A 25,579-nucleotide genomic window follows, 5' to 3' on the forward strand; every position below is an offset into this window, starting at 1 on the left:
TTTATGCTAAATGGCGTTCAAGTGAACAAACGCGTGAAATCGTTGAACAGCGCAAGCCCCATCAGGCTTGCCAATATGCCTATGCCGGCGCGTTGTCCGATGTCGATCCATCTTGCGGGCGGGGGGCTGCCCCGCACAATTTCGACGAGATAGTACAGCAGATGGCCGCCATCCAGCATAGGAATGGGAAGCAAATTTAAAACGCCCAGGCTGATACTGATCAATGCGATATAGGCGATATACGCAACAATCCCGATCCGGGCGGTCTGGCCGGCGTAGTCCGCAATCGTGACCGGGCCGCTCACATTGCGCCACGACACGTCGCCCGTCACCATGCGGCCCATCATGCGCAGCGAAAACCAGGCGGTGTCCCAGGTGCGGACGGCGCCGCGCCAGAGGCTGTCGAAGACGCCATAGCGCACGGTCACCATCGGCACGTTGCCGCCCAGTTGCACGCCCAATCGGCCGATTTCCTGGCCGTTGACGACTTCAGGGCGGGGCGTGACATTCAGGGTGACGTTGGCGCCATCCCGGACCACGGTCAGGGCGAGCGGCTTGCCGGCGCTTTCCTGGATCTGCTTGACGAGCGCGCCGGTGTCGGGCGCCGGCTGGCCATTGACGGCCACGACCAGATCGCCCGCGCGCAGGCCGGCGGCCTGCCCTTCTCCGCCGTCGATCACCGCGCGCACCGCGGGCTTGGGCTGGGCCAGACGCACGCCGGCCGCGGCAAGCGGGTCGCCCTCGGCCGGGTCCATCGTATTGGGGGGAAGATCGAGTTCGCGCCGCTGGACGGCGCCGGACGGCGTGCTGACCTCGATGCTGGCGCGCCCGCCGGTGGACATGACGTCCATCAGGCGCCAACGGGCGTCGGACCACGACGCGACTTCCTGGCCATCGATGGCCAGGATGCGGTCGCCGGCCAACAGGCCAGCCCGGGCGGCAGGGGTCTCGGCCGCGGGCGGCGCGATGATGGCGACGGGTTCCTCGGTGCCGGCCATGTTCAGGCATGCATACAGGAACACCGCGAGGATCAGGTTGAAGATGGGGCCAGCGGCCACGATGGCGATGCGCTGGCCCACAGGCTTGGTGTTGAAGGCCGAAGCCGCCACGGCCGGCGAGGCCCCAGGCGGCGCATCGTCCAGCATCTTGACGTAGCCGCCCAGCGGCAGCGCGGATACCGCCCATTCGGTGCCGTGCCGGTCGGTGCGGCGCAGGATGACCTTGCCAAAGCCCACCGAGAAACGCAGGACCTTCACACCGCAAAGGCGGGCAACCCAATAGTGCCCAAGCTCATGGAAAATGATCAGTGAGCCGAGCGCTACCGCAAAGGCCAGCAAGGTGAAAAGCATGGGGTCGGAATCTAGGAAATCAGAGGCAAACGCAGAGGCAATCGCGGCCCGCCATCAGGCCAGTCCGAGGTTGCCCGCAAAGGCGCGCGCCTCGGCGTCAAGCGCAAGTACGTCGTCAAGACTGCTGAGCGTAACAGATGCTTGCCGCGCCTGCCACTCGAGCGCAGCCTCGATGACCCGCGGAATCCAGGTGTAGGCCAGCCGCCCGTCCAGAAATGCGTCAACCGCCACCTCGTTGGCCGCATTGAGCACCACGCACGCGCCCTGCCCCGCCCGCATCGCGGCAAAGGAATGCGCCAGGCACGGAAAGCGGGTCAGATCCGGCTTTTCGAAGTCCAAGCGGCCATGCCGGGTCAAATCCAGCGGGCTTACGCCGCTCTCGATGCGGTCGGGAAAGGCAAGGCCGTACGCGATGGGCGTGCGCATGTCCGGCTGGCCCAGCTGCGCGAGCACCGAACCGTCGTCGTACTCGACCATCGAATGCACGACGCTCTGCGGGTGCACGACCACGTCGATCCGATCGGCCGGCATCGCGAACAACCAGTGCGCTTCGATGACCTCAAGCCCCTTGTTCAGCATCGTGGCCGAATCGACGGAGATCTTGCGGCCCATGCTCCAGTTGGGGTGGGCGCAGGCCTGTTCGGGGGTGATGTCGTGCAGGTCTTCCAGGTCGCGGCCGCGGAAAGGCCCACCCGACGCGGTCAGCAGCAAACGGCGCACGCCCTTGGCCGGCTGCTGCGGCGCATCGGCACGGCCTTGGTGCGGCAGACATTGGAAGATGGCGTTGTGTTCGCTGTCGATGGGCAGCAATTCGGCGCCGTTGTCGCGGATGGCCTGCATGAAAAGCGTGCCGGCGGCGACCAGCGCCTCCTTGTTGGCGAGCAGCACGCGCTTGCCGGCGCGCGCGGCGGCAAGCGCCGAAGGCAGGCCTGCGGCGCCCACGATGGCGGCCATCACGGTGTCGCACTGCGAATCCGCGGCGGTGTCGGCCAGCGCCTGTGCACCCACGCGGATCTCGGGCATGGCTTGTCCGCCCGTCCAGGCATCGATGAATTTCTGGCGGGCGGCGGCGTCGGGCACCACGACGACCGCGGCCCGGCTGGCCAGCGCCTGCTCGGCCAGCCGTTGCATCCGGCTGTGGGCCGAAAGCGCGTAAACCGCCATCCGCTGCGGGTGGCGGGCAATCACGTCCAGCGTGCTTTCACCAATCGAACCGGTCGATCCCAGCACGACGACACGTTGAAAAGCCGTCAAAACAAGACTCCAGACAAAAGTAGCGCGAACGGCGCGACGGGAAGAATCGCATCGATCCGGTCATAGACGCCGCCATGGCCAGGCAAGAGTGTGCTGGAATCCTTGCGGCCCGCGCGGCGCTTGAGCAGCGACTCGAACAGATCCCCAACAATGGACAGCACGCCCAGCACCGCGGCGATCGGCAGGGCGAGCCAGAAAGTCCAGCGTTCCACCAGGGCGTGACCGAAGGTGCCGTCCCACAGGCTGGACAGCCCGATCCACACCACCGCGCCCAGGACGCCGGCAATGGCGCCTTCGATGGTCTTGCCCGGACTCACTCGCGGAGCCAGTTTACGCTTGCCGAAGGCCCGGCCGGCAAAGTAAGCGGCAATATCGGCCACCCAGACGAGGGCCAGCAGCGACACGACGAACACGGCGCCGCGCGCCACGTACATTTGCGCCAGCACCGCCCAGGCCGCAAAGGCGGCCGGGACGGAGAAGACCGACCACGCCAGACTGGCCGGCGGCGCGTCGGCGCGCCCGCGCACCACGGCGGCCACGCCCGCAAACAGCCAGACGGCCGACACGGCCGGCACCAGATAGCGCAGCACCCAGCCGGGATCGCCCGCGCCGGTCCGGTCACCCGCCAGCCAGGCGGACGTCAGCACCAGCATGCCAGCGAACAGCAGGACGGCGACACCGATGGAGATCAGGGGGGAAGGCGGTTGCGGCAGCGTCAGGCGCAGCCACTCCCAGTTGGCGCAAGCGGCCGCAAGGGCCAGCAGCGCGACGAACCACCAGGGATTGGCGCTCGCCATGGCGGCGGCCAGAATGGCCAACAAAACGACGGCGGTAACGATACGCTGGCCCAGCATGTGACGGTCTCCTCTTGTGCAGCCTGGAAAGACGCGCGCGTCGCGTTCAGCTTACTTTGCAGCCGCTTCGCTGACTTGTGCGCTGGTGCGGCCGAAGCGGCGCTCGCGCGTGCGGTACCAATCAAAGGCGGCCATGAGTTCATTGGCGCCGAAATCCGGCCAGTAGCGGTCCGTGAAGTAGAACTCCGCGTACGCCATCTGCCAGATCAGGAAATTGGAAATGCGCTGCTCTCCGCCGGTGCGGATGAACAGGTCGGGCTCGGGGGCCCATGCCATGGAAAGGTGCCGGGAAAGACGCTCCTCGTCCACCCGTTCTGGGTGCGCGGCCAGGTCGGGCTCGGCCGCCAGCATGGCGCGGGTGGCTTGCAGGATGTCCCAACGGCCGCCGTAGTTGGCGGCGACGGTCAGGTGCAGCCGGTCGTTATGCGCGGTGCGCTCTTGGGCAGCGGCGATCAGCTCGCGCAGGCGCGGCTCGAAGGCGCTCAGGTCGCCAATGACGTGCAGGCGCACGCCCTGCTCTTGCAGCTTGCCGACCTCGCGCTCAAGCGCCTGCACGAACAGGCGCATCAGGAGCGAGACTTCTTCGGCCGGACGGCGCCAGTTCTCGGAACTGAACGCAAACAGCGTCAGGTAGCGCACACCCGCGCGACCGCAGGCCTCGACCACGCGGCGGACCGCCTGCACGCCTTTGGCGTGCCCGGCCGTGCGAGGCAGCAGACGCCGCGTCGCCCAGCGGCCGTTGCCATCCATGATGATAGCGACGTGCTCGGGGATGTCGCGGATATCGGGAACCGCCTGAGTCGAACTTGTTGCCATTAGTTTGGGGGCTGCGCGCGGCGGACCGGCGAAAGACACGAATACGGGAAAAAACCTGCGCCGTCGTTTCCATCGCTACGAGGAAGTACCGCGAGGCAATGGACAGGACGGCGCATGTGCAACGAAATCCTGACGCCACGCGGGCCGACAAAGCGGCGCCGCGTGGCGTGTTGGGATTATACGGTCATGATTTCGGCTTCTTTCTGGACGACCATCTTGTCGATGTCGGCGACGGCACGATCCGTCAGCTTCTGGACGTCGTCCTGCGAACGGCGTTCGTCGTCCTCGGAGATTTCCTTGTCCTTGACCAGCTTCTTGAGCGCTTCGTTGGCCTCACGGCGCAGGTTGCGCACAGCGATCTTGGCGTCTTCGCCTTCGCTGCGCACGACCTTGGTCAGGTCGCGGCGGCGTTCTTCGGTCAGCGCGGGCATCGGAACGCGGATCGTGTCGCCCATCGAGATGGGGTTCAGGCCCAGGTCCGACTCACGGATAGCCTTTTCGATCGGGCCGGCCATGTGCTTTTCGTACGGCTGCAGGCTGATGGTGCGGGCATCGACCAGGTTCACGTTGGCAACCTGGCCGACCGGCACGGGCGAGCCGTAGTATTCGACCTGCACGTGGTCCAGGATGCCGGTGTGGGCGCGGCCCGTGCGGATCTTGGCCAGGTTGGTCTTGAGCGTATCAAGCGACTTGGCCATCCTGGCTTCGGCGGATTTGCGGATTTCTGCTGCGCTCATGGAATTTCCTTTTCTTTAAACGTGTACCAACGTGCCTTCGTCCTCGCCGCTCACGACTCGCTTGAGCGCGCCGGACTTATTGATCGAAAACACCTTGATCGGCAATTTCTGGTCGCGGCACAACGCGAAGGCGGTGGCGTCCATGACTTCAAGGCGGCGAACGATCGCCTCGTCGAAGCTGATGCGCGCGTAACGCGTCGCGGTGGGATCCTTGTTGGGATCCGCACTGTAGATGCCGTCCACCTTGGTGGCCTTCAGCACGATCTCCGCGCCGATCTCGGCGCCGCGCAGTGCCGCAGCCGTGTCGGTGGTGAAGAAGGGATTGCCGGTACCCGCGGCGAAGATCACGACCTTGCCCTCTTCGAGGTAACGCAAGGCCTTCGGCCGGATGTAGGGCTCGACGACCTGATCGATATTCAGCGCGGATTGTACCCGGGTGTCGATACCCTTGTGCTTGAGCGCGTCTTGCAGCGCAAGCGCGTTCATGATGGTGGCCATCATGCCCATGTAGTCGGCGGTGGCGCGGTCCATGCCCTGCGCGCCCGGGGCGACGCCACGGAAGATGTTGCCTCCGCCGATGACGATGGCCAATTCGACGCCTGCGGCGGCGACTTCAGCGATCTCATCGGTCATACGGACGATGGTGGAGCGATTGATGCCAAATGCATCGTCGCCCATCAGCGCCTCGCCGGAAAGTTTGAGAAGAACCCGTTTGTATGCCCTGCTGCTCATAGGTGATATCCCGAAGAACAATCCGACGAAAGTGTAAGACAAGAATGGGGTTGACCCCCAGCACCGCGCCCGCCTGGCGGGTTGGCTGCCCCATCGGCGTCTGCCTTTGGGGGCCCATGCGGCGAAAAAGGCCGGACTAGAATTTAATCTAGCGCCGGCCTTTAAGCACTACCTAGAGGTCAGGCGGCGCCAGCGGCGGCGGCGGCAACCTCAGCGGCAAAGTCGCTGGTCTTCTTCTCGATACCTTCGCCGACGACGAACAGCACGAACTTGCTGATCGACGCGCCCTTTTCCTTCAGGTGCTGTTCGACCGTGTGCTTGTCGCTCTTGACGAACGGCTGCGACAACAGCGTCACTTCCTTCAGGAACTTCACGACCGAGCCTTCGACCATCTTGGCGACGATGTCGGCCGGCTTGCCGGATTCGGCGGCCTTCTGCTCGGCAACCGAGCGCTCGGCGGCGATGTCGGCGGGGTTCACGCCGTCGGCGTTCAGGGCCTTGGGCTTGGTGGCGGCGATGTGCATCGCCAGGTCCTTGCCCACTTCCTCGGCGCCGGTGTATTCCACCAGCACGCCGATCTTGCCGCCGTGCACGTAGCTGGCCAGCGAGTTGGCGGTCTCGATGCGCTCGAAGCGGCGGATCGAGATGTTTTCGCCGATCTTGCCGATCAGGGCGGTACGGGTGGTTTCGACGGTGCCTTCACCGAAGGGCAGCGCCGACAGCGCGGCCACGTCGGCCGGGTTCTGCGTGGCGACCAGCTCAGCCAGCTTGTTCACGAAGCCGACGAAGTCGTCGTTCTTGGCGACGAAGTCGGTTTCGCAGTTGATTTCGATGACGGCGCCCTTCTTGGCGTCGGCGGAGATGAACAGACCGATCAGGCCTTCGGCGGTGACGCGGGCGGCGGCCTTGCTGGCCTTGTTGCCCAGCTTGACGCGCAGGATTTCCTCGGCGCGGGCCAGGTCGCCTTCGGCTTCCGTCAGGGCCTTCTTGCATTCCATCATGGGCGCGTCAGTCTTTTCGCGCAGTTCCTTGACCAGGGCAGCGGTAATTTCAGCCATGTTTGCTCCAAATTTTGCTAAGACACGCCCCGGCGGGCCGGGGCTGTGATTTGATTCGATGAGACGCCCGCACGTGGCGGGCCTGGAAGATGGGAGCCCAGCTTCGCAGCGCCGGCGGGGCGAAAGCGGACCAGATTCGGCGCCGCTTCCAGACCTTACCCGCCGGACATGACAACAGGCTTAGGCCTGGTTGTCTTGCACTTCGACGAACTCTTCCTGACCTTCGCCCAGCTCTTCGACCAGACCGTTCAGGTTTTGCTCGCGGCCTTCCAGGACGGCGTCGGCGATGCCCTTGGCGTACAGCGCGATGGCCTTGGCCGAGTCGTCGTTGCCGGGGATCACGTAGTCGATGCCTTCGGGCGAGTGGTTGGTGTCAACCACGGCGACCACGGGGATGCCCAGGGTCTTGGCTTCGGCGATGGCAATCTTGTGGTAGCCGACGTCGATCACGAACATGGCATCGGGCAGACCGTTCATGTCCTTGATGCCGCCGATCGACTTGTTCAGCTTGTCCAGTTCGCGTTGGAACAGCAGGCCTTCCTTCTTGATCATGCGCTCGGCGCCGCCTTCGGCGACCACGACTTCCATGTCCTTCAGGCGCTTGACCGAGGTCTTGACCGTCTTGAAGTTGGTCAGCATGCCGCCGAGCCAGCGGGCGTCGACGTAGGGCATGCCGCAACGGGCGGCTTCAGCAGCGACCAGCTCGCGAGCGGCGCGCTTCGTGCCGACGAACAGGATGTTGCCGCCGCGAGCAGCCAGCTGCTTCACGAACTTGGTGGCTTCCTGGTACTTATCAACCGTCTTTTCGAGGTTGATGATGTGAATCTTGTTGCGGTGACCGAAGATGTACTGAGCCATCTTGGGGTTCCAGTAACGGGTCTGGTGACCAAAGTGGACACCCGCTTCCAGCATTTCGCGCATCAAAGACATTTAATTCTCCAAGGGTTGGTTTCTTGCGCCGCACCTGCATCAGCATCTTGCTGACACCCTGGGTGGTGTTGCGCGCGATTTCCCGCAAAACGCGGGATGACAAAGATTTTAACCGGGCCGGCCGATCACTGCCGCAATAACTACGACGCTCCAGGCGCGTTGCCTGTAGCGGCTCGCCTTTAACGACTTCTACTACGCTGCCGCGATAAACCCAGACGGCCGCCACCACAAGATTCTTGCATTGCGTCTTTCCGACACTCCAGGAGATTCCTGGAAGTTTCTTCGAGACGCACCCGGAGTTGTTTTGTTGGCGGCGAAATCCAGTTCTTCGCAAACGTGGCCGCTAGGCCAGCCCGCGCATCAGGCCGCTGTGGCAGTTCTTAAGGATCCTTTTCAGGAATGCCCTTTTCAGGGCGCGCTTTTCAGCGCATTTCCAAGAACTTAATCCAGCGCCCATACCGAACCTGCATCGCCGCTCGAAAACACTTCCGGGCTTGCAAGCACACCGCGCCCAGCTGGCGGCGGCATTCATGTCCCGAACGCATCCGGCTGGATCCCGACCGACGCCCGGCTGCTTCCCAACGCCCTGCGGCTTGCCCGAATTCGCTCCACAACCTTCGCTTGCGGTGAAACTTCAGGGCCTGCCGCGTGATCTTAAGAAGAATCGCGCATGACCGAAAAATCCTGCCGGGTGTGCCCAGGACCCAAAGGCCAGCACCCGCCGGGTTTGGCTGGGGGTCAGACTGCCTGAGCGTTGGCTTTTGCCGAAGCTCTTGCCATGGCGCTGGCGGTGCAGACCCTTCTTGCCGGTAACCCGATTGCTCCCCAAATTTTTAGGGAAGCCTATAATTCTACTATTCTTTCAAGCAGACATTCAAGCGACACATCGCAAGCTTTCCATGGGCACAATCACTGATCCGGCCGACCTGGCCAAGATGCGCGCCGCCTGCCAGGACGCCGCCAAAGTTCTCGATTTCATCACGCCGCACGTCAAACCGGGCGTTACCACGGGCGAACTCGACCGCCTCTGCCTGGAGTACCTGACCGACGAACTGAAGGTGAAGTCCGCCACGGTCGGCTACGCGCCTCCCGGCTACCCGCCCTTCCCCGGCGCCATCTGTACCTCCGTGAATCACCAGGTGTGCCACGGCATCCCGGGCGACAAGGTGCTAAAAAATGGGGACTCATTGAACATCGACGTCACCATCATCAAGGATGGCTGGTTCGGCGACACGAGCCGGATGTACGCGGTGGGCGAACAGTCCATATTGTCCCGGCGCCTGTCCGACATCACGTTCGAGTGCATGTGGAAGGGCATCCAGCAGGTCAGGAACGGCGCCACCCTGGGCGACATCGGCAATGCGATCCAGAAGCACGCCGAGTCCAACGGATTTTCGGTGGTGCGCGAATTCTGCGGCCACGGCATCGGGCAGCGCTTTCACGAAGATCCCCAAGTCCTGCACTACGGCAAGCCCGGCACGGGCGTGAAGCTGGTGACCGGCATGCTGTTCACGATCGAGCCGATGATCAACGCCGGACGCCGCGAGATCCGCCAACTGGCCGACGGCTGGACCGTCGTCACGCGCGACCACAGCCTGTCCGCGCAATGGGAACACGCCGTCTGCGTGACGGAGACTGGCTACGAGGTCCTGACCCTGTCGCCCGGCATGCCCCAGCCGCCCGCGTTCATCACCGAACCCATCGTCATTCCCGCCGTCTGAAGCACCGCAGCCACCCATGACCGCCGAAATCCTTACCCAGCTGCGCGAACGCATTCAGGAATCCCGGCGGGCCGCGGTGGCCCAGTTCCGGGAACACGAACGTCCCGACATCCTGCTGACCGAACTGCGGCGCATCGTGGATGCCGCCCTGCGGGATCTGGTCAAGCATTGCCCGCTGCCGGTCGGCGCCACGCTGGCGGCCGTGGGCGGCTATGGCCGCGGCGAGCTCTACCCCCACTCCGACGTCGATCTGCTGATCCTGCTGCCGCATGCGCCGACGCCCGACGAGGAAAGCGCGATCGAAAAGCTGGTGGCGTCGCTGTGGGATCTGGGACTGGAGCCGGGCCACAGCGTGCGCACCATCGAGGACTGCGAACGCGAGGCGGACGCCGACATCACCGTGGAAACCGCCCTGCTGGAATCCCGCTGGCTGGCCGGCAGCCGCGTGCTGATGCGCAAGTTCGACGCGGCCACCAAGTCGCGGCTCGATCCGCAAGCTTTCTTTCTGGCCAAGCGCGTCGAAATGCAGCAGCGCCACGGGCGCTACCACGACACGCCCTACGCGCTGGAACCCAATTGCAAGGAATCGCCCGGCGGGCTGCGCGATCTGCAGGTCATCCTGTGGATGGCCCGGGCCGCCGGGTTTGGCAACAACTGGCGCTCGGTGGCGCAGGCGGGTCTGCTGACCTCGTCCGAGGCGCGCGACCTGCGCAAGGCCGAGCAAGCCTTCAAGCGCCTGCGCATCGAACTGCACCTGCTGGCCAACCGGCGCGAAGACCGGGTGCTGTTCGACCTGCAGCCCGCGCTGGCCGAGGTCTACGGCATCCATGCGACTGCCACGCGGCGCGGCAGCGAACTGCTGATGCAGCGCTACTACTGGGCGGCACGGCTGGTGACGCAGCTGAACGGCATCCTGGTGCAGAACATCGAAGAGCGGCTGTTTCCCCGTCCCGACAGCGACGCGCGCGACATCGACGACGATTTCCGCAACCTGCGCGACCGCCTGGACATCATTCGGGACGACGGCTTCGAGCGCAATCCCACCCTGCTCCTGCGCGCCTTTTTAGTGATGCAGCAGCACCCCGAGCTGACAGGCATGTCTGCCCGCACGCTGCGCGCCATCTGGCATTCGCGACACCGCATCGACGCGCAGTTCCGCCGCAATCCGGTCAACCGCAAGCTGTTCCTGCAGATCCTGCAGCAGCCGCGCGGCATCGTCCACGAATTGCGGCGCATGACCATGCTGAACATCCTGCCGCGCTACCTGCCGGTGTTCCGCCGCATCGTGGGCCAGATGCAGCACGATCTTTTCCACGCCTATACGGTGGACCAGCACACGCTTGCGGTGGTGCGCAACCTGCGCCGTTTCACCATGCCCGAGCACGCGCAGGAATATCCGTTGGCCAGCCAGCTGATCGCGGGCCTGGACCGTCACTGGCTGCTGTACGTGGCCGCGCTGTTTCACGACATCGCCAAGGGCCGCGGCGGCGACCATTCTGAACTGGGCGCGCGCGAGGTGCGCAAGTTTGCCGCCGACCACGGCATGGATCCCGAAGACGCCAAGCTGGTGGAGTTCCTGGTGCGCCAGCATCTGCTGATGTCGGCAGTGGCGCAAAAGCGTGATCTGTCCGACCCAGACGTGGTGAAGGAGTTTGCCGCGACGGTCAAGGACGAACGCCATCTGACCGCGCTGTATCTGCTGACGGTGGCCGACATCCGCGGCACCAGCCCCAAGGTCTGGAACGCCTGGAAGGGCAAGCTGCTGGAAGACCTGTACAAGCTGACGCTGGCCGCGCTGGGCGGCGCCCATGCCGACGCCCATACGGTGCTGGCCGAACGCAAGGAAGAAGCGGCGCGGCTGACGCGCCTGGCCGGTCTGCGCGACGACGCGCGCGAAGCCTTCTGGAATCAGCTGGACGTGGCGTACTTCCTGCGGCACGACGCCTCGGACATCGCCTGGCACACGCGCCACCTGTACCACCAGGTCGAGCCCGCGCGCGCGGTGGTCAAGGCGCGCCCTACCGAACAGGGCGAAGGCCTGCAGATCATGGTCTACACGCGCGATGCCCCCGACCTGTTCGTGGCGATCTGCGGGTATTTCGACGCCAAGTCCCTGTCCATTCAGGACGCCCGCATCCACACGACCCGACATGGCTGGGCGCTGGACAGCTTTATCGTGCTGCTGCCAGAAGGCGCCAGCGACCTGCGGGCGCAGGCCACACTGGTCGAGCACGAACTGGCCGAGCGGCTGAAGGACCCGCAGGCAGCCGCGCAGGCCCAGCCCGGGCGCGGCGGATGGTACGGACGCGGCCGGCAGTCGCGCGTATCGCGCGTCTTTCCGGTCATGCCGCAAGCTGAACTGCAGCCGGACGAGCGCAGCACATCGTGGCGGCTGTCCGTCACGGCGACCGACCGGCCGGGTCTGCTGCATGCCCTGGCGCGCGTCTTTGCCCGCCACGAGGTCAACCTGCTCATGGCCAAGATCATGACGCTGGGCGACCGCGTCGAGGACGTGTTCATCGTGGACGGATCCGCGCTGGCGCGCCCCCGCAGCCAGATGCAGTTCGAACGCGACATCCTGGACGCGCTTTCCGGCGACGAGGCCCAGCAGCGCGCCGCCTGAGCCCGCATCGCCAGACCCCGCCCGGACCGCATACAATCCGGGTTTTCGGCCAGGCGATGCTTGCTCCCATGCAGCTCAATGACTATCTGCGCGTTTTCGGTGGCAGCTTTTTCTTCGCGCTGGCCACCCTGCTGCCGTTTCTGAACCCACCCGCGATCGCCCCCATCTTCCTATCGCTGACCGAGGGCGCTTCGTCCGCCACGCGGGTGGTGCTGGCCAAGCGGGTCGCCACCAACGTGTGCCTGATGCTGATCGTGGCCATGGTGGCGGGCAACGTGCTTCTCAGTTTCTTCGGCATCTCGCTGTCGATCGTGCGCGTGGGCGGGGGCATGCTGGTGATCGCCAGCGCCTGGCGGCTGGTGAACTCGCCAGATGCCGACACCGAACGCGTCGCCCGCATGGCCGAATCGTTCACACCCGAAATGGCCAAGGCCCGCGCGTTCTATCCGCTGACCTTTCCCATCAGCTGCGGTCCCGGCTCCATCGCGGCGGCCATCACGGTCGGGGTCTCGCTGCGAGACCAGAATCACGCATTGAGCCTGGTGCGCCTGGCCGGCTCCATTCCTGGCATCATCGTCGTTTCGCTCACGCTTTATGTCTGCCTGCGCTTTGCGGCCCAGATGCTGCACCGCCTGGGCGACAATGGCACCGCTGTCTTCATGCGGTTGTCGGCCTTCATCATGCTGTGCCTGGGGGTGCAGATCTTCTGGGAGGGCGCCCGGGAACTCCTTTTGGGCGTGCTGACCCAGGTGATGCAACCAATTCCCGTCCCGAAGGCCTAAGCATGGCCGGCCGTCGCGCCGGCCTCGTTTAACCCATTCCAACGCAACAATGACCTCTCGCTCAGAACGCCTGCTCCGCCTGATCGCCCTCTTCTCCTTCGGCGCCGTGGGCATCGCCCTCGTTTCCCAGCACGTCTTCGACATGCCGCCCTGCGCCTGGTGCGTGTTGCAGCGCCTGATCTACCTGGTGATCGGCGTGGTCGCCCTGGTGGGCGGCTTTGGCGGCGGACGCGCCCTGACGCGGATCTGCGGCTTTCTGGCCGCCCTGCTGTCGCTGTCGGGCATCGTGGCCGCCTGGTACCAGTACAGCGTGGCCGCCAACATGCTCTCGTGCGACCAGACCTTTGCCGATCGTTTCATGACCGGCATCGGCCTGGAAAGCGCCATCCCGTCGCTGTTCGGCATCTACGCCACCTGCATGGACGCCAAGGTGCCGGTGCTGGGCATTGAGTACGCCCTGTGGAGCCTGGCGCTCTTTGTCATCCTGTTCTTCATGGCGCTGCCGGTGGCGTTCAGGCGAGGCCGTGCCTGAACCCCGCGTGCACATGCAGACACTGAAATACCTTGCCGGCTATCCGGAACCGCTGCTGGCGCAGGCCCAGAAACTGCTCGACCAGGACAAGCTGGGCGCGGCCCTCCTGGCGCGCTATCCGGAAGGCGCGCACGACGTGCGCACCGACAAGGCGCTGTACCAGTACGTGACCGAGCTGAAGAACGCCCACATGCGCAATGGCGACCAGATCAACAAGGTTGCGTTCGACAGCAAGATCCATGTGATTCAGCACGCCCTGGGCCAGCACACCTACATTTCGCGGGTGCAAGGCGGCAAGCTGAAGGCCAAGCACGAGATCCGCGTGGCAACGTTGTTCAAGAACGTGCCCGCGCCGTTCCTGAAGATGATCACCGTGCACGAGCTGGCGCACTTGAAGGAGAAGGACCATAACAAGGCCTTCTACAACATGTGCCTGCGCATGGAGCCGCACTACCACCAGTACGAATTCGACCTGCGCCTGTACCTGACGCACCTGGAGGCCACGCGCACGCCGCTGTGGGAAGCGAAAGGCTAGATCGCATCTGCAACGGGTAAAAAAAATGCCGTCCCGAGGGACGGCATTTTGTTCTGCGCGAAACGCCGGCGGCGATCAGGCGTCGTCGGAGGTGTGCCCCATGTTGAAGCGCAGACCGCCCGCGTCTTCGTCCTTGCCGGGCTCGGAGCGCGATTGCCCCAGGCGGGCCAGATACTCGGGCGTGATGTCGCCGGTGATGTACTGGCCATCGAAGCACGAGGCCTCGAAGCGCGTCAGCTTGGGATTGATGTCGCGCACGGCCTGCTGCATGTCGTGCAGGTCCTGGTAGACCAGGCTGTCGGCGCCGATGGCGCGGGCGATTTCCTCGTCGGTGCGGCCGGTGGCGATGAGCTCGCTCTGCGTGGGCATGTCGATGCCGTACACGTTGGGGAAGCGCACAGGAGGCGCGGCCGAGGCGAAGTACACCTTGTTGGCGCCGGCGGCGCGGGCCATGTCGACGATCTCGCGGCTGGTCGTGCCGCGCACGATGGAGTCGTCGACCAGCAGCACGTTCTTGCCCTTGAATTCCATGCCGATGGCATTGAGCTTCTGGCGCACCGACTTCCGGCGCACGGCCTGGCCCGGCATGATGAACGTACGGCCCACGTAGCGGTTCTTGATGAGCCCTTCGCGATAGTCCAGGTTCAGGCGCGCGGCAAGCTGCATGGCGGCCGGGCGCGAGGAATCGGGAATCGGCATGACGACGTCGATGTCGCCCAGGCGCATGTTGCGCGCGACCTTGTCGGCCAGGTACTCACCCATGCGCAGGCGCGCGTCGTACACCGACACGCCGTCGATCATCGAATCGGGGCGGGCGAAGTAGACGTATTCGAAAATGCAGGGGACCAGCTGCGGGTTGTCGGCGCACTGGCGGGCCACCATGCGGCCGTCCAGGTCGATGAAGACGGCTTCGCCGGGTTCCACGTCGCGCACGAACGTGAATCCGCTGCCTTCAAGCGCCACGGATTCCGAGGCAACCATCCATTCCACGCCCTCTTCGGTTTCCTGGCGGCCAATACACAGCGGGCGGATGCCGTTGGGATCGCGGAAGGCCAGCAGGCCGTAGCCGGAAATCTGGGCCACGACGGCATAGGCGCCGCGCACGCGCTTGTGCAGGGCGGACACGGCGCGGAACATGGCGTCCTCGTCGAGCGACACGCCGTTGGCGGCCGATTGCAGCTCGTGCGCCAGCACGTTCAAGAGGACTTCGGAATCGGAGTTCGTGTTGATGTGGCGGCGGTCGACGCGATACAGCGACTCGCGCAGCTCACGCCAGTTGGTCAGGTTGCCGTTGTGGGACAACATGATGCCGAACGGGGCATTGACGTAGAACGGCTGGGCCTCTTCCTCGCTGGCGCTGGAGCCGGCGGTGGGATAGCGGACCTGGCCGACGCCCGACGTGCCGGGCAGCGCGCGCATGTTGCGCGTGCGGAAGACGTCGCGCACCAGGCCGTGCGCCTTGTACATATTGAACTGGTTGCCTTGCGACGTCGCAATGCCCGCGGCGTCCTGCCCGCGATGCTGCAACAGCAGCAAGCTGTCATAGAGCAGCTGGTTGACCGGCCCGCGCCCGATGACCCCTACGATTCCACACATGGTGAGATTTCCTGGTTGATTTGAAGCTAATCAGTACGGCAGCCACGTCGCCAGGGTTGGCGGCAGCCACGTCTTGATATGTTTGATGGCCTCGATGGCCGAATGCGAAAACATGGCGTCCTGCCACCACGGCTCTTGCGGCAGCGGCGTATACCCTGCGGCGGCGACCAGCGCCAGCACGATCAATAGACCACGGGCCAGCCCGAACATTCCGCCCAGGCCGTGATCGGCGGGGCTGAGTCCGGTGCTGCGGATCAGGGCGGCAAGCGTCATATTGACCAACCCCACGCCGAGCAACACGATGATGAACACCGCCGCGTAGGAGACTCCCATGCGCAGCAGCGTCGTTTCAATATAGGGCTCCAGCCAGGTGTACACCGTGGGCCCCCACCATATCGCGGCCACGAAGGCCAGCAGATAGGCGACCAGCGACAGCACCTCTTTGAGCAGGCCGCGCACCAGACCCAGCACACCCGATACCACCAGGATGGCCAGCACGACGAAGTCGAAGCCGGTCACTATTGGGCGGCAATGAAACCATTGTCATAGCCCAGCGTGCGCAACCGCGCCTGGGCCGCCTGGGCCGCCTCGCGCGACGGGAACGGCCCCACGCGCAGACGGTACTGCTGCTTGCCATTGATCGTGGCCTGCTCGACAAAGGCGTTGGTGACGCCGGCCTGATGCAATTTGCCGCGGCGCGACTGGGCGTCTTCGGACGTCGTGTAGGCAGCGATCTGCAGCACGAAATTACCCTTCGCGGCGGCGGGTTTGGACGCTTCCGGCTTGGGCGCCGATGCCGGCGCACTGCGGCCCTCGAGCAGCGCCAGGGCGCGCGCGCCGTCGTCGGAACGCGTTTCAGGCTTGGCTGGCGTGGTCGGCTTGGCGGGCTCGGGCTTGGGCTTGGTTTCGGGCTTGGGCGGCGTGGCCGGCGGGACGGCAGGCGTCGCGGGCGGGGCGGCCGGCTGCGTGGTGTGGGGCGTGGTGGGCGTGCCGGACGCGGCGGCCACGGGCGGCACGGAATTCACGGCGGGAGGCGTTGGCACCGCGGCCGGGTCGGTGGCCCCGGACGCCGAAGGGTCGGCGGGCGCGGCAACCTGGGGGTCGGAGACCTGAGGCTGGAACGGCGTCGTGCGTTCCGGCACCTTGATGGGGATGTTGTCGTCGACCGGGGCGGGCTGAGAGTCCAGCACCATGGGCAGGATGATGACTGCGGCCAGCACCAGCGCCACTGCGCCCGCAAGCCTGCGCCGCGCGCGGCCGCGCAACTCGGCCGCCTGGACCTCGCTGGGCACGGCAGCCCGTTTGGAGGCCTGCGCCTGCTCGGCAGGATCTTTGCGTTTGAAAAAACCCATGGAAGAGAATTCCTTGCGGCGCCTTGCGGCATTGCGGCGGCACGGCCGCCATGACGCGAATGGCCCGATTTGCCTATGCCTTGCGACCCAGAGCCTGCAAAACGGAGGCTACGGTGAGAAACGATCCGAATACGACGATTCTATCATTCTCCCCTGCCCGTTCGCGCGCTGCCGCAAAGGCCTGCGCAGGATCGGCGTAGGCCTGGATGCCGGGGCTTTCGCTGCCGGCGGGCAGCGGCGGGAGCGCCGCGCCGACCTGGTCCGCGAGCGCCTGGCCCGGGGTACCGCGCGGTCCGGGCAGGCCCGCGCAATACCAGTAGTCGATGCGCGAACCGAGCTTGGCCACCACGCCGGCGAGGTCCTTGTCGTTCAGCATGCCGAACACCGCGTGGGTGTACGGATGAAAGCCCATGTTGTCCAGGTTCTGCGCCAGCACGGCGGCGGCGTGCGGGTTGTGCGCAACGTCCAGAATAACGGTGGGCTGGCCCGGCAAGATCTGGAAGCGGCCCGGCAGCGAAGCTTGCAGCAGCCCCAGGCGCACGGCCTGCTGCTGCACGGGCAGCCGGTCGCGCACGGATTCCAGCGCGGCCAGCGCCGCCGAGGCGTTGAGCAATTGATTGGCGCCGCGCAGAGCCGGATAAGCCATCGCGCTGCGGCGCTGCTCGCGCCCGCCGTAGGCCCACTGCTGGCGGTCGCCCGAATAGTTGTAGTCGCGTCCGAAAAGCCACAGGTCCGCGCCGATCTCCTGGACGTAATCCAGCAGCGACTGCGGGGGCACCGGGTCGCTGCAGATGGCGGGCCGGCCGCTGCGGTAGATATGGGCTTTTTCGAAACCGATCTTTTCGCGCGTGTCGCCCAGCCAGTCGGTGTGATCGAGGTCGACGCTGGTGACGATGGCGCAGTCGGCGTCGACGATGTTCACGGCATCCAGGCGTCCGCCCAGGCCGACTTCGAGGACGACGGCGTCGAGCCGCGATTGCGAGAACAGGCGCAGAATGGCCAGCGTGGTGAATTCAAAGTAAGTCAGCGACACGTCGCCGCGCGCGGCTTCGACGGCCTGGAACTGGGCGATCAGGTCCTGGTCGGACGCGATCTGCCCGTTGACGCGGGCGCGCTCGTTGAAGTCGATGAGGTGCGGCGAGGTGTACAGGCCCACCTTGTAGCCCGCCGCAAGCAGGATGGCCTCGAGCATGGCACAGGTGGAACCCTTGCCGTTGGTGCCGCCGACGACGAACTTTATGCCCGGCAGCGACAGCGCCATGCGGTCCGCGACCTGGCGCACCCGGTCCAGGCCCATGTCGATCGCCGTGGCGTGGATGGACTCCAGGTACTGCAGCCAATCAGACAGGTTGGCGGCGGCGTCAGGCGTGCGGACAGAAGACATGAGGCGGGTTCGCGAAAGGAAATCAGCCTGCGATTTTAGCAGTCCGCGCCCGGTGTTTTCCCTAATCCCCTAGGGCGCGACCCGGTATCCCGGAGCAAAAAGTGCTTGCCCATGTTTTTCTCATACGTAAAAATAAATTCATGTATGAAAAATATAAGGAAGAGACATGACGCAGCGTGATACCCCGAGCTGGCTGGTGCGTGAAGCCGACGTCCCCGGTTACCACCCGGCCAACCACACCGGCACCCTCAACCGCCGGCTGATCAGCCCGGACACCGTGGGCGCCCGCGGGGTGGAAGTCCTGCTGGGCGTGATCGACAAGGGCAAGGGTGCGCTGCCGCATGCGCATCCCGGCATCGAACAGGTCTGCTACCTGATATCGGGCACCGCCCGCGCCCAGGTGCAGGACGAATGGGCCGACATGGGCCCGGGCGACTGCTGTTACTTCCCGCCTGACATCCCCCACGTCTTCACGGTGACGAGCGACGAGCCGGCCCGGCTGCTGGTCATCTACACGCCCCCGTACGAAGAATCCCCCGACCGCGTGATACGCGATTTTCCGGCGTCACCCTCGGCCGCTTGACGCGGCTTGACCCAGGCAGCGGCCGCAGAGCCGCGCCGCATTCCATAAAAACAGGAGACACACCCATGCAATCCCTACGCCTGCTGGGCGCCGCGCTAGTGAGCGGCGCCGCCTTGATGGCCGCTGGCCCCGCGCACGCCGCCGATTACCCCACCAAGCCCATCACCCTCGTGGTGCCCTTTCCCGCCGGGTCCGGCACGGACGCCGTGGGCCGCATCTTCGGGGCCGAACTGTCGACCATCCTTGGCCAGCAGGTCGTGGTCGAGAACAAGCCCGGCGCCAACGCGACGATCGCGGCCAACTACGTGGCGCGCGCCAAGCCGGACGGCTACACGCTCTTCGTCACCACCAACACGTCCCATTCGGCCGCGCCGTGGCTGATGAAGAACGTGCCATACGACCCGGTGAAGGATTTCACCCCCATCGCGCGGGGCGGCAACCTGCCCTTCATCCTGGTCGTGAACCCGAAGCGCCCCTGGAAGACGGTGGCTGACCTGGTGGCCGACGCCAAGAAGAATCCCGGCCGCATCACCTATGCCAGCGGCAACAGCACCGGCATCGTCGCCGGCGCAACACTGGCCAACCGCGCCAAGATCGATATCCTGCACGTGCCCTACAAAGGCACGCCGCAGAGCCTGACGGACGTGGTGGGCGGCCAGGTGGACTTCATGTTCACCGATCTGGCCTCGGGCCTGCCGTTCGTGCAGTCGGGGCAATTGCGCGCCCTTGCCGTGTCCACGGCCGAGCGCAGCGCCATCGTGCCCGAACTGCCATCGATGGCCGAAGCGGGCGTGCCCGACTTCGACCTGAATTCCTGGAATGGCTACTTCGGCCCGGCCGGGATGCCGCCCGAAATCGTGGCCAAGCTGAATGCGGCCATCAACAAGATCGCGGCAAATCCCGACACGAAAAAGCGCCTGGCGGGACTGGGATTTGATGCGTTCTCCAGCACCCCCGAGGCCTTCGCCCAGTTCGTCGGTGAACAGCGCGACCTGTGGGGCAAGCTGATCCGCGACGCGGGGATCGAGCAGCAATGATCGACCAGCCCCTGCCCGACACGCCGGCCGCCGGGCCGCTCGCCGGCGTGCGCATTCTGGACCTGAGCTCGGTGGTGATGGGGCCGTATGCGACCCAGGTCCTGGCGGACCTGGGCGCGGACGTCATCAAGGTGGAGTCGCCGGCGGGGGACAACATGCGGGCCGTCGGCCCCATGCGCAACCCGGGCATGGGGCATCTGTACCTGCACCTGAACCGCAACAAGCGGTCGATCGTACTGGACCTGAAGACCCCCGAGGGCCGGGAAGCCTGCCTGAAACTGGCGGAAGGCTGCGACGCCCTGCTCTACAACATCCGCCCGCAGGCGATGGCGCGGCTGGGGCTGTCGTACGAAGCGGTGGCCGCGCGCAACCCGCGAATTGTCTATGTCGGCGCTTATGGATTCGGCGAGGCCGGCCCCTATGCCGGCCGCCCCGCCTACGACGACCTGATCCAGGGACAGACCGGCATTGCCGCGCTGTCCGCGCAGCAGAGCGGCGATGTGCCGCGCTATGCGCCGCTGACGCTGGCTGACCGGGCGGTCGGCCTGCACGTCGGCATCGCGCTGGTATCCGCGGTGCTGGGCGCCCGCACGCTCGGCCGCGGCCAGCAGGTGGAGATCCCCATGTTCGAGGGCATGGCCCACCTGGTGCTGGGCGACCACCTGGGCGGCGCGACCTTCGAGCCGCCGATGGGTCCCACGGGCTACGCGCGCCTCTTGGCGCCGCATCGCCGGCCGTATGCCACCGCGGACGGATACATCTGCCTGCTGATCTACAACGACAAGCACTGGCGTAACTTCTTCGCGTTGATCGGGCGTCCCGAGCTGTCGCAGGATCCGCGCTTTTGCACGCACGGCGCCCGCGCGGCGCACATCAGCGAGGTCTACGCCTTCGTGGCCGAGGTGATCGCCACCCGCCCGAGCCAGGACTGGCTGACGGAACTGGCGCGCGCCGACATTCCCGCCTCGCAGCTCTACACCATCGACGGTCTGCTACAGGACGAGCACCTGACCGCCACCGGCTTCATCCAGGAAATGGACCACCCGTCGGAGGGCCGCATTCGCACCACCGGAACGCTGGGCCGCTACGAAGGCACGCCGACTTCGATACGGCGCCCTGCCCCGCGCCTTGGGCAGCACAGCCGCGAGGTGCTGGCCGAGGCGGGCTACTGCCAGGAACAGATCGACGCCATGCTTGCCCGTGGCATTACCCAGGACGGAAACAACGATGGACTTTGAATTCACTCCCGACCAGCTCGCCCTGCGCGACGCGGTTTCGCGCATCTGCGACCGCTACCCCGACGAATACTGGCTGGAACGAGACCGCGAGGGCGGCTTTCCGGAACCCCTGCACGCGGACCTGGCGCGCGACGGCTGGCTGGGCATCGCGATGCCGCAGGAGTACGGCGGCGCGGGCCTGGGCATGACCGAAGCGGCGCTGATGATGCAGACCATCGCCGCGTCGGGTGCGGGCTTTACCGGCGCCTCGGCCGTCCACATGAACATCTTCGGGCTGAATCCGGTCGTGGTGTTCGGCAGCGATGAACAGCGCGGGCGGTGGCTTGAACCGCTGATCGCCGGGCGGGAAAAGGCCTGCTTTGCGGTCACCGAGCCCGACGCAGGGCTGGACACGACCAAGCTGAGCACCCGCGCCGTGCGCCAGGGCGACGAATACATCGTGCATGGCCGCAAGATCTGGATTTCGACGGCCCAGGTGGCCAGCAAGATGCTGCTGCTGGCCCGCACCACGCCGCTGTCCGAGGTGGACAAGCCCACGCAGGGCCTGTCGCTCTTCTACACCGATCTGGACCGCGAAAAGATCGAAGTGCGGGAGATCGAGAAGATGGGCCGCAAGGCGGTCGATTCGAACATGCTGTTCATCGACGGCCTGCGGATTCCGGTGGCCGATCGTATCGGCGAGGAAGGCCGCGGCTTTGAATACATCCTGCACGGCTTGAATCCCGAGCGCATCCTGATCGCCGCCGAAGCGGTGGGAATTGGCCGCGCGGCGCTGGACCGGGCGGTCAAGTACGCCGGCGAACGCACCGTATTCGGCCGCCCCATCGGCAAGAACCAGGGCATCCAGCACCCGCTTGCCCAGGCGTGGATGCAGCTGGAGGCCGCGGACCTGATGGTGTTCAAGGCGGCCAGCCTGTACGACGCGGGCAAGCCCTGCGGCCCGGCCGCCAACTCGGCCAAGTACCTGGCAGCCGAAGCGGGCTACAACGCCTGCCAGACGGCGGTGATGACGCTGGGCGGCATGGGCTACGCCAAGGAGTACCACGTGGAGCGGTTGCTGCGCGAAAGCTTCATCCCCCGCATCGCGCCGGTCAGCCCGCAGCTCATCATGTGTTTCATTGCGGAAAAGGTGCTGGGCCTGCCCAAGTCGTACTAGGCACACCCGCCCGCAGGCGGGCGCGGTTCAGGCCTGCTGCTCCAGCCCCGTGCACGCCGCCCGCAGGATCCGGGCATACGATTCCTGCTCCGGCTCGATCCGGTAGATCGGGCCGCCCACCGAAATGGCGTAGTGTTCGCCGGACAGCGTGACCGGCCAGGCGATCGCGCCCACGTCGGCGATCGACTCGCCGCTATTCATGAACCATCCCCGCTGCCGCGAGGCGTCCAGATCCGCGAGCAGCGCCTCGCGGGTCACCAGGGTGCGCTCGTTGTAGCGCGTCATGGGGATGCCCGCCAGCAGCGCATCGCGCGCCGTGTCGTCCAGCAGCGAAAGCAACGCCTTACCCAGCGAATTGGCGTGAACGTCCTTGAACTCGCCGGCAACCGGCGCGTATCGGATCGTATGGGGGGAGTCGAGCACATCCAGGTACACGACACGGCCGTCGGCCGACAGCTTGGCGAAGACCACCGTTTCGCGCGTCGCGTCGCGCAGTTCGACCAGGCTGGGATACACCCGGTCCAGGACAGGATCGGCCCGCGCGATGCGCTGGGCCATGGCGAGCAGCCGGCCGGTCGGGTAGTAGCCCTGGCGCCGTCCGGTTTCATACAGGTAGCCCAGGCTGGTGAGCGTGCGGATCAGCGCCAGGCAGCTGGAGACCGGCACGTCCAGCAGGCGGGCCAGTTCCGACAGGGGCAGCGCGCGTTTCTCGCGGGCGTAGGTTTCGATGATTTCGATAACTCGCAACGCCGTCTTGACACTCATTGCCCGATCCAGACTCTTAGCACGTGAACCATCCAGTTGCGCGGGGCTAAAGTTCGCCCCGAGGGTGCCGTTATGGTAACTGAGAATTTCCTGAAAACAGCGCGTTCTCCGAGACGCCCCCCTCGCCGTTGGAGTGATCATGGCCGTAACCCCGTTAGCCCCCGCAGCGTTCGCGTCGTTACCGGTTTCGACCGTTATCGCCACGCCCGACCCTTCCGCCACCGCCACGCCCGCACCCGCCAGCAGCAACAGCAGCGGCTCCGGCAACGCCACGTCGGATCAGGCCAATGCGCAGAAGATGCCGCTCGATAAGGCGCTGGACGAGATCAACGAACAGATGAAGGCCTGGTCGACCCAGCTTCAGTTCGAGATCGACCCGAATGTGCACCAGGTGGTTGTGTCCGTGATCGACGCCGAGTCGGGTGACGTGCTGCGCACCATCCCCAGCGAAGCGGTGCTGAAGATCGCCAAAATGATCGTGAACATGCAGGGAAACGGTATCAAGACCTCGGCCTGATCCGGCACTTAAAACGCCGTTCGCCAAAATTGAAGCGGGGCCCGGCACGAGAACCGTCGAAATAGGCCCGCCTTATGCCTTTACCCGGCCGATAGCCGGGACCACATTTTTGTCAGAATTGCATCGCTAGGAAGGAACTTCACATGGCCACCATCACCAACCTCGGTTCGAATTCAGGCTTGCCCCTGGAGGACATCCTCTCGAAGCTGGAAGCTGCCGAGGAAAAGAAGCTGCAGCAGTACACCGTACGGCAGACCAGCTTCGAAACCCGCGTTACGGCATACGGCCAGCTCAAGAGCGCCGTGGAAGCCGTGCAGAAGGCTGCCGCCGCGCTGGGCAAGCCCGAGACGCTGGGCGCCGTGAAAGGCAGCGTGACCGGCGGCGACGCCCTGACCGCGACCGTGGCCGCCGAAGGCGCCGTGGCCGGCCAGTACACGATCAACGTGAAGAACGTTGCCACCTCCCAGACCCTGCAATCGGGCGCGGTCGCCGACCGCAAGGCGTCCAATGGCGCCACCGGTTCCTTTGAAATCGAACTGGCCGACGGCACCAAGAAGACCGTCGACCTGAAGGACGACACCTCGCTGAACGGCATCGTCAAGGCGGTCAACGCCGACGACTCGCTGGGCGTGCGCGCCACCGTCATCACCGACGGCGACGGCAAGAGCTACCTGATGATGACCGCCAAGGACACGGGCGTGCAGGCGTCGGTCAAGTCCATCACGGTGACGGGCGACCAGTCGCTCAAGGACGTCCTGAACTACAACACCGACGCTGCCGACACCAGCGCGAAGATGACGGCCACCGCCGCTGTCGACGCTGAAATCGACATCAACGGCATCACCGTCAAGAGCGGCACGAACAACATTTCGACCGCCATCGACGGCGTCACGCTCAACCTGTCGTCCAAGACCGAAGCCGGCAAGCCCATCACGCTGAAGCTGGAAAGCGATCCCTCGGTGGCCAGCAAGGCGATCCAGAGCTTCGTGACCGCCTACAACACGCTGCAGACGACGATCAAGAACCTGACGGCTTTCGACGCCGCCGCCGCCACCAACCAGCCGCTGACTGGCGACGGCACGACGCGCGCCATCCAGTCGTCGCTCGCCAGCGCCCTGCAGTTCGTGACGGGCGAAGGCACGCTGCGTTCGCTGGCCGACCTGGGCATCACGACCAACCCGCAGACGCGCCAGCTGACGCTGGACCAGACCAAGCTGGACAAGGCGCTGTCCACGAACGGCGCGGACGTCTCGCGCATGCTGACGGGCGAAAACGGCCTGGCCGCCAATTTTGAAAAGGCGACCAAGGACATCCTGAGCGACACCGGCTCGATCAAGACCAAGACCGACGGTCTGGCCAAGTCGATTGCCAATGTGAAGGATCAGTACACGCGCGCGAAGGCCGCTGGCGAAGCTTCGCTGGAGCTGATGCGCGCGCAGTTCGTCCAGTTGGACAAATTCGTTGCGCAGCAGTCGGTCACGGCCAACTACCTGACGCAGCAGTTCGCGGCCATGAACAAGTCGACGAAGTGATAACCGAGAAGATGCATTAAATGACGTACGCCGCGCGCCGCCCCACAGGCTCATACTCTGTCCGCTCCTACGCCGATATCGGCCTGGAGACCCAAGTGATGAGCGCCACCCCGGAAAGGCTGATCACCCTGCTTTACCAGGGTGCGCGCGCGGCAATCGGACAGGCTCGCCTGCATCTGCAGGAAGGGCGGGTTGCCGAGCGCGGCGCAGCGATCACCAAGGCCATCAAGATCGTCGACGAAGGCCTGAAGATGGGCCTGAACATGGAAGCCGGCGGCGACATCGCCGCCAACCTGAGCCGGCTTTACGACTACATCGTCCGCACCCTGCTCATGGCAAACCTGAAAGCCGACGTCGAGCAGTTGGACATTGCGGACCGCCTGCTGGCGGACCTGGCCGACGCCTGGCAGACTTCCATCGATCGGCCTGCCCCGGGCGCAACGCCTTGATGGCCCCCATAACCGCTATTGCCAGCCATCGATCGCCCGAGATTTCT

At 65.4% G+C, this 25,579-nt stretch carries 25 protein-coding genes; 12 read left to right on the forward strand and 13 right to left on the reverse strand.

The window, feature by feature from the left end; genetic code table 11:
* Positions 1–17: 17 nt before the first annotated feature.
* The 8 genes from rseP to rpsB all read right to left on the reverse strand — a co-directional run bounded on the left by rseP (position 18) and on the right by rpsB (position 7,730).
* Positions 18–1,349: an RIP metalloprotease RseP gene (gene rseP, locus FBY20_RS27355; RefSeq protein WP_142055686.1), complete on the reverse strand. Its 1,332-nt coding sequence runs from the start codon at positions 1,347–1,349 to the stop codon at positions 18–20.
* Between the two features lie 54 nt (positions 1,350–1,403).
* Positions 1,404–2,603 (reverse strand): 1-deoxy-D-xylulose-5-phosphate reductoisomerase, encoded by a 1,200-nt coding sequence (locus FBY20_RS27360; protein WP_142055689.1) that lies wholly within the window; start codon positions 2,601–2,603, stop codon positions 1,404–1,406.
* Positions 2,600–3,457 (reverse strand): phosphatidate cytidylyltransferase, encoded by an 858-nt coding sequence (locus FBY20_RS27365; protein WP_056316764.1) that lies wholly within the window; start codon positions 3,455–3,457, stop codon positions 2,600–2,602. The genes FBY20_RS27360 and FBY20_RS27365 overlap by 4 nt, the downstream gene beginning before the upstream one ends.
* A gap of 51 nt (positions 3,458–3,508) precedes the next feature.
* Positions 3,509–4,273 (reverse strand): polyprenyl diphosphate synthase, encoded by a 765-nt coding sequence (gene uppS / locus FBY20_RS27370; protein WP_056316763.1) that lies wholly within the window; start codon positions 4,271–4,273, stop codon positions 3,509–3,511.
* Positions 4,274–4,449: 176 nt separating this feature from the next.
* Positions 4,450–5,010, reverse strand: a complete 561-nt coding sequence (frr, locus tag FBY20_RS27375; RefSeq protein ID WP_056316760.1) for a ribosome recycling factor — start codon at positions 5,008–5,010, stop codon at positions 4,450–4,452.
* A 15-nt stretch (positions 5,011–5,025) separates the two neighbouring features.
* A complete protein-coding gene (pyrH, locus tag FBY20_RS27380; protein ID WP_056316757.1) occupies positions 5,026–5,742 on the reverse strand; it encodes a UMP kinase in 717 nt (238 codons plus the stop codon).
* Positions 5,743–5,921: 179 nt separating this feature from the next.
* A complete protein-coding gene (tsf, locus tag FBY20_RS27385; protein ID WP_056316754.1) occupies positions 5,922–6,800 on the reverse strand; it encodes a translation elongation factor Ts in 879 nt (292 codons plus the stop codon).
* A gap of 180 nt (positions 6,801–6,980) precedes the next feature.
* Entirely contained in the window at positions 6,981–7,730 is a 750-nt protein-coding gene (gene rpsB, locus FBY20_RS27390) for a 30S ribosomal protein S2 (protein ID WP_056316750.1), read from the reverse strand.
* Between the two features lie 899 nt (positions 7,731–8,629).
* On the opposite strand from rpsB, the gene map reads away from it, so the two are divergent.
* From map to FBY20_RS27415, 5 genes are all read left to right on the forward strand, one after another.
* Complete coding sequence (gene map / locus FBY20_RS27395; RefSeq protein WP_142055691.1) at positions 8,630–9,451, forward strand: type I methionyl aminopeptidase; 822 nt, start codon at positions 8,630–8,632, stop codon at positions 9,449–9,451.
* Positions 9,452–9,467: 16 nt separating this feature from the next.
* Positions 9,468–12,074 carry a [protein-PII] uridylyltransferase gene (locus FBY20_RS27400; RefSeq protein WP_056316745.1) on the forward strand — a complete coding sequence of 869 codons (2,607 nt, stop codon included), beginning with the start codon at positions 9,468–9,470 and terminating at the stop codon, positions 12,072–12,074.
* A gap of 68 nt (positions 12,075–12,142) precedes the next feature.
* Complete coding sequence (locus FBY20_RS27405) at positions 12,143–12,856, forward strand: MarC family protein (protein WP_056316742.1); 714 nt, start codon at positions 12,143–12,145, stop codon at positions 12,854–12,856.
* A gap of 49 nt (positions 12,857–12,905) precedes the next feature.
* Positions 12,906–13,388 (forward strand): disulfide bond formation protein B, encoded by a 483-nt coding sequence (locus FBY20_RS27410; RefSeq protein WP_056316739.1) that lies wholly within the window; start codon positions 12,906–12,908, stop codon positions 13,386–13,388.
* A 13-nt stretch (positions 13,389–13,401) separates the two neighbouring features.
* A complete protein-coding gene (locus FBY20_RS27415; RefSeq protein ID WP_142056260.1) occupies positions 13,402–13,923 on the forward strand; it encodes a YgjP-like metallopeptidase domain-containing protein in 522 nt (173 codons plus the stop codon).
* Positions 13,924–13,998: 75 nt separating this feature from the next.
* Here FBY20_RS27415 and purF read toward each other — a convergent pair whose 3' ends face one another.
* From purF to folC, 4 genes are all read right to left on the reverse strand, one after another.
* Entirely contained in the window at positions 13,999–15,519 is a 1,521-nt protein-coding gene (gene purF / locus FBY20_RS27420) for an amidophosphoribosyltransferase (RefSeq protein ID WP_062841383.1), read from the reverse strand.
* A 30-nt stretch (positions 15,520–15,549) separates the two neighbouring features.
* Positions 15,550–16,038 carry a CvpA family protein gene (locus FBY20_RS27425; RefSeq protein WP_056316730.1) on the reverse strand — a complete coding sequence of 163 codons (489 nt, stop codon included), beginning with the start codon at positions 16,036–16,038 and terminating at the stop codon, positions 15,550–15,552.
* Entirely contained in the window at positions 16,038–16,871 is an 834-nt protein-coding gene (locus tag FBY20_RS27430) for an SPOR domain-containing protein (protein ID WP_142055693.1), read from the reverse strand. The genes FBY20_RS27425 and FBY20_RS27430 overlap by 1 nt, the downstream gene beginning before the upstream one ends.
* A gap of 73 nt (positions 16,872–16,944) precedes the next feature.
* Positions 16,945–18,255: a bifunctional tetrahydrofolate synthase/dihydrofolate synthase gene (gene folC, locus FBY20_RS27435; protein ID WP_142055695.1), complete on the reverse strand. Its 1,311-nt coding sequence runs from the start codon at positions 18,253–18,255 to the stop codon at positions 16,945–16,947.
* Positions 18,256–18,421: 166 nt separating this feature from the next.
* Between folC and FBY20_RS27440 the strand changes: the two genes are divergently transcribed.
* The 4 genes from FBY20_RS27440 (at position 18,422) to FBY20_RS27455 (ending at position 22,269) form a co-directional block, all read left to right on the forward strand.
* Positions 18,422–18,838, forward strand: a complete 417-nt coding sequence (locus tag FBY20_RS27440; protein WP_142055697.1) for a cupin domain-containing protein — start codon at positions 18,422–18,424, stop codon at positions 18,836–18,838.
* Between the two features lie 65 nt (positions 18,839–18,903).
* Entirely contained in the window at positions 18,904–19,875 is a 972-nt protein-coding gene (locus FBY20_RS27445) for a tripartite tricarboxylate transporter substrate binding protein (RefSeq protein WP_174245456.1), read from the forward strand.
* A complete protein-coding gene (locus FBY20_RS27450; RefSeq protein WP_142055699.1) occupies positions 19,872–21,113 on the forward strand; it encodes a CaiB/BaiF CoA-transferase family protein in 1,242 nt (413 codons plus the stop codon). The genes FBY20_RS27445 and FBY20_RS27450 overlap by 4 nt, the downstream gene beginning before the upstream one ends.
* The gene (locus tag FBY20_RS27455) at positions 21,103–22,269 is read left to right on the forward strand and encodes an acyl-CoA dehydrogenase family protein (protein ID WP_142055701.1); all 1,167 of its coding nucleotides are present in this window, start codon (positions 21,103–21,105) and stop codon (positions 22,267–22,269) included. Before FBY20_RS27450 ends, FBY20_RS27455 begins: the two co-directional genes overlap by 11 nt.
* Positions 22,270–22,296: 27 nt before the next feature.
* Here the strand turns inward: FBY20_RS27455 and FBY20_RS27460 are convergent, their stop codons facing one another.
* The gene (locus FBY20_RS27460) at positions 22,297–23,034 is read right to left on the reverse strand and encodes an IclR family transcriptional regulator (RefSeq protein ID WP_142055703.1); all 738 of its coding nucleotides are present in this window, start codon (positions 23,032–23,034) and stop codon (positions 22,297–22,299) included.
* A gap of 139 nt (positions 23,035–23,173) precedes the next feature.
* Between FBY20_RS27460 and FBY20_RS27465 the strand changes: the two genes are divergently transcribed.
* From FBY20_RS27465 to fliS, 3 genes are all read left to right on the forward strand, one after another.
* Positions 23,174–23,551, forward strand: coding sequence for a flagellar protein FlaG (locus FBY20_RS27465; protein ID WP_056316709.1), 378 nt, complete (start codon positions 23,174–23,176; stop codon positions 23,549–23,551).
* Positions 23,552–23,694: 143 nt separating this feature from the next.
* Positions 23,695–25,083: a flagellar filament capping protein FliD gene (gene fliD / locus FBY20_RS27470; protein WP_062841389.1), complete on the forward strand. Its 1,389-nt coding sequence runs from the start codon at positions 23,695–23,697 to the stop codon at positions 25,081–25,083.
* Positions 25,084–25,103: 20 nt separating this feature from the next.
* Entirely contained in the window at positions 25,104–25,532 is a 429-nt protein-coding gene (gene fliS / locus FBY20_RS27475; RefSeq protein ID WP_056316703.1) for a flagellar export chaperone FliS, read from the forward strand.
* Positions 25,533–25,579: the final 47 nt, after the last annotated feature.

Origin of the sequence: Achromobacter sp. SLBN-14 (genome assembly GCF_006715415.1) — a bacterium.
Classification (GTDB): Bacteria; Pseudomonadota; Gammaproteobacteria; order Burkholderiales; family Burkholderiaceae_B; genus Achromobacter; species Achromobacter mucicolens.

Excerpts from the sequence above, each read along its gene's own strand:
- map (WP_142055691.1), top strand. The coding sequence starts at position 8,630 with ATGGGCACAATCACTGATCCGGCCGACCTGGCCAAGATGCGCGCCGCC.
- FBY20_RS27365 (WP_056316764.1), bottom strand. The coding sequence starts at position 3,457 with ATGCTGGGCCAGCGTATCGTTACCGCCGTCGTTTTGTTGGCCATTCTG.
- rpsB (WP_056316750.1), bottom strand. The coding sequence starts at position 7,730 with ATGTCTTTGATGCGCGAAATGCTGGAAGCGGGTGTCCACTTTGGTCAC.
- fliD (WP_062841389.1), top strand. The coding sequence starts at position 23,695 with ATGGCCACCATCACCAACCTCGGTTCGAATTCAGGCTTGCCCCTGGAG.
- FBY20_RS27455 (WP_142055701.1), top strand. The coding sequence starts at position 21,103 with ATGGACTTTGAATTCACTCCCGACCAGCTCGCCCTGCGCGACGCGGTT.
- rseP (WP_142055686.1), bottom strand. The coding sequence starts at position 1,349 with ATGCTTTTCACCTTGCTGGCCTTTGCGGTAGCGCTCGGCTCACTGATC.
- FBY20_RS27430 (WP_142055693.1), bottom strand. The coding sequence starts at position 16,871 with ATGGGTTTTTTCAAACGCAAAGATCCTGCCGAGCAGGCGCAGGCCTCC.
- pyrH (WP_056316757.1), bottom strand. The coding sequence starts at position 5,742 with ATGAGCAGCAGGGCATACAAACGGGTTCTTCTCAAACTTTCCGGCGAG.
- FBY20_RS27465 (WP_056316709.1), top strand. The coding sequence starts at position 23,174 with ATGGCCGTAACCCCGTTAGCCCCCGCAGCGTTCGCGTCGTTACCGGTT.
- frr (WP_056316760.1), bottom strand. The coding sequence starts at position 5,010 with ATGAGCGCAGCAGAAATCCGCAAATCCGCCGAAGCCAGGATGGCCAAG.
- fliS (WP_056316703.1), top strand. The coding sequence starts at position 25,104 with ATGACGTACGCCGCGCGCCGCCCCACAGGCTCATACTCTGTCCGCTCC.
- FBY20_RS27415 (WP_142056260.1), top strand. The coding sequence starts at position 13,402 with ATGCAGACACTGAAATACCTTGCCGGCTATCCGGAACCGCTGCTGGCG.
- tsf (WP_056316754.1), bottom strand. The coding sequence starts at position 6,800 with ATGGCTGAAATTACCGCTGCCCTGGTCAAGGAACTGCGCGAAAAGACT.
- FBY20_RS27410 (WP_056316739.1), top strand. The coding sequence starts at position 12,906 with ATGACCTCTCGCTCAGAACGCCTGCTCCGCCTGATCGCCCTCTTCTCC.
- FBY20_RS27445 (WP_174245456.1), top strand. The coding sequence starts at position 18,904 with ATGCAATCCCTACGCCTGCTGGGCGCCGCGCTAGTGAGCGGCGCCGCC.
- purF (WP_062841383.1), bottom strand. The coding sequence starts at position 15,519 with ATGTGTGGAATCGTAGGGGTCATCGGGCGCGGGCCGGTCAACCAGCTG.
- FBY20_RS27405 (WP_056316742.1), top strand. The coding sequence starts at position 12,143 with ATGCAGCTCAATGACTATCTGCGCGTTTTCGGTGGCAGCTTTTTCTTC.
- uppS (WP_056316763.1), bottom strand. The coding sequence starts at position 4,273 with ATGGCAACAAGTTCGACTCAGGCGGTTCCCGATATCCGCGACATCCCC.
- FBY20_RS27440 (WP_142055697.1), top strand. The coding sequence starts at position 18,422 with ATGACGCAGCGTGATACCCCGAGCTGGCTGGTGCGTGAAGCCGACGTC.
- FBY20_RS27460 (WP_142055703.1), bottom strand. The coding sequence starts at position 23,034 with ATGAGTGTCAAGACGGCGTTGCGAGTTATCGAAATCATCGAAACCTAC.
- FBY20_RS27450 (WP_142055699.1), top strand. The coding sequence starts at position 19,872 with ATGATCGACCAGCCCCTGCCCGACACGCCGGCCGCCGGGCCGCTCGCC.
- FBY20_RS27400 (WP_056316745.1), top strand. The coding sequence starts at position 9,468 with ATGACCGCCGAAATCCTTACCCAGCTGCGCGAACGCATTCAGGAATCC.
- folC (WP_142055695.1), bottom strand. The coding sequence starts at position 18,255 with ATGTCTTCTGTCCGCACGCCTGACGCCGCCGCCAACCTGTCTGATTGG.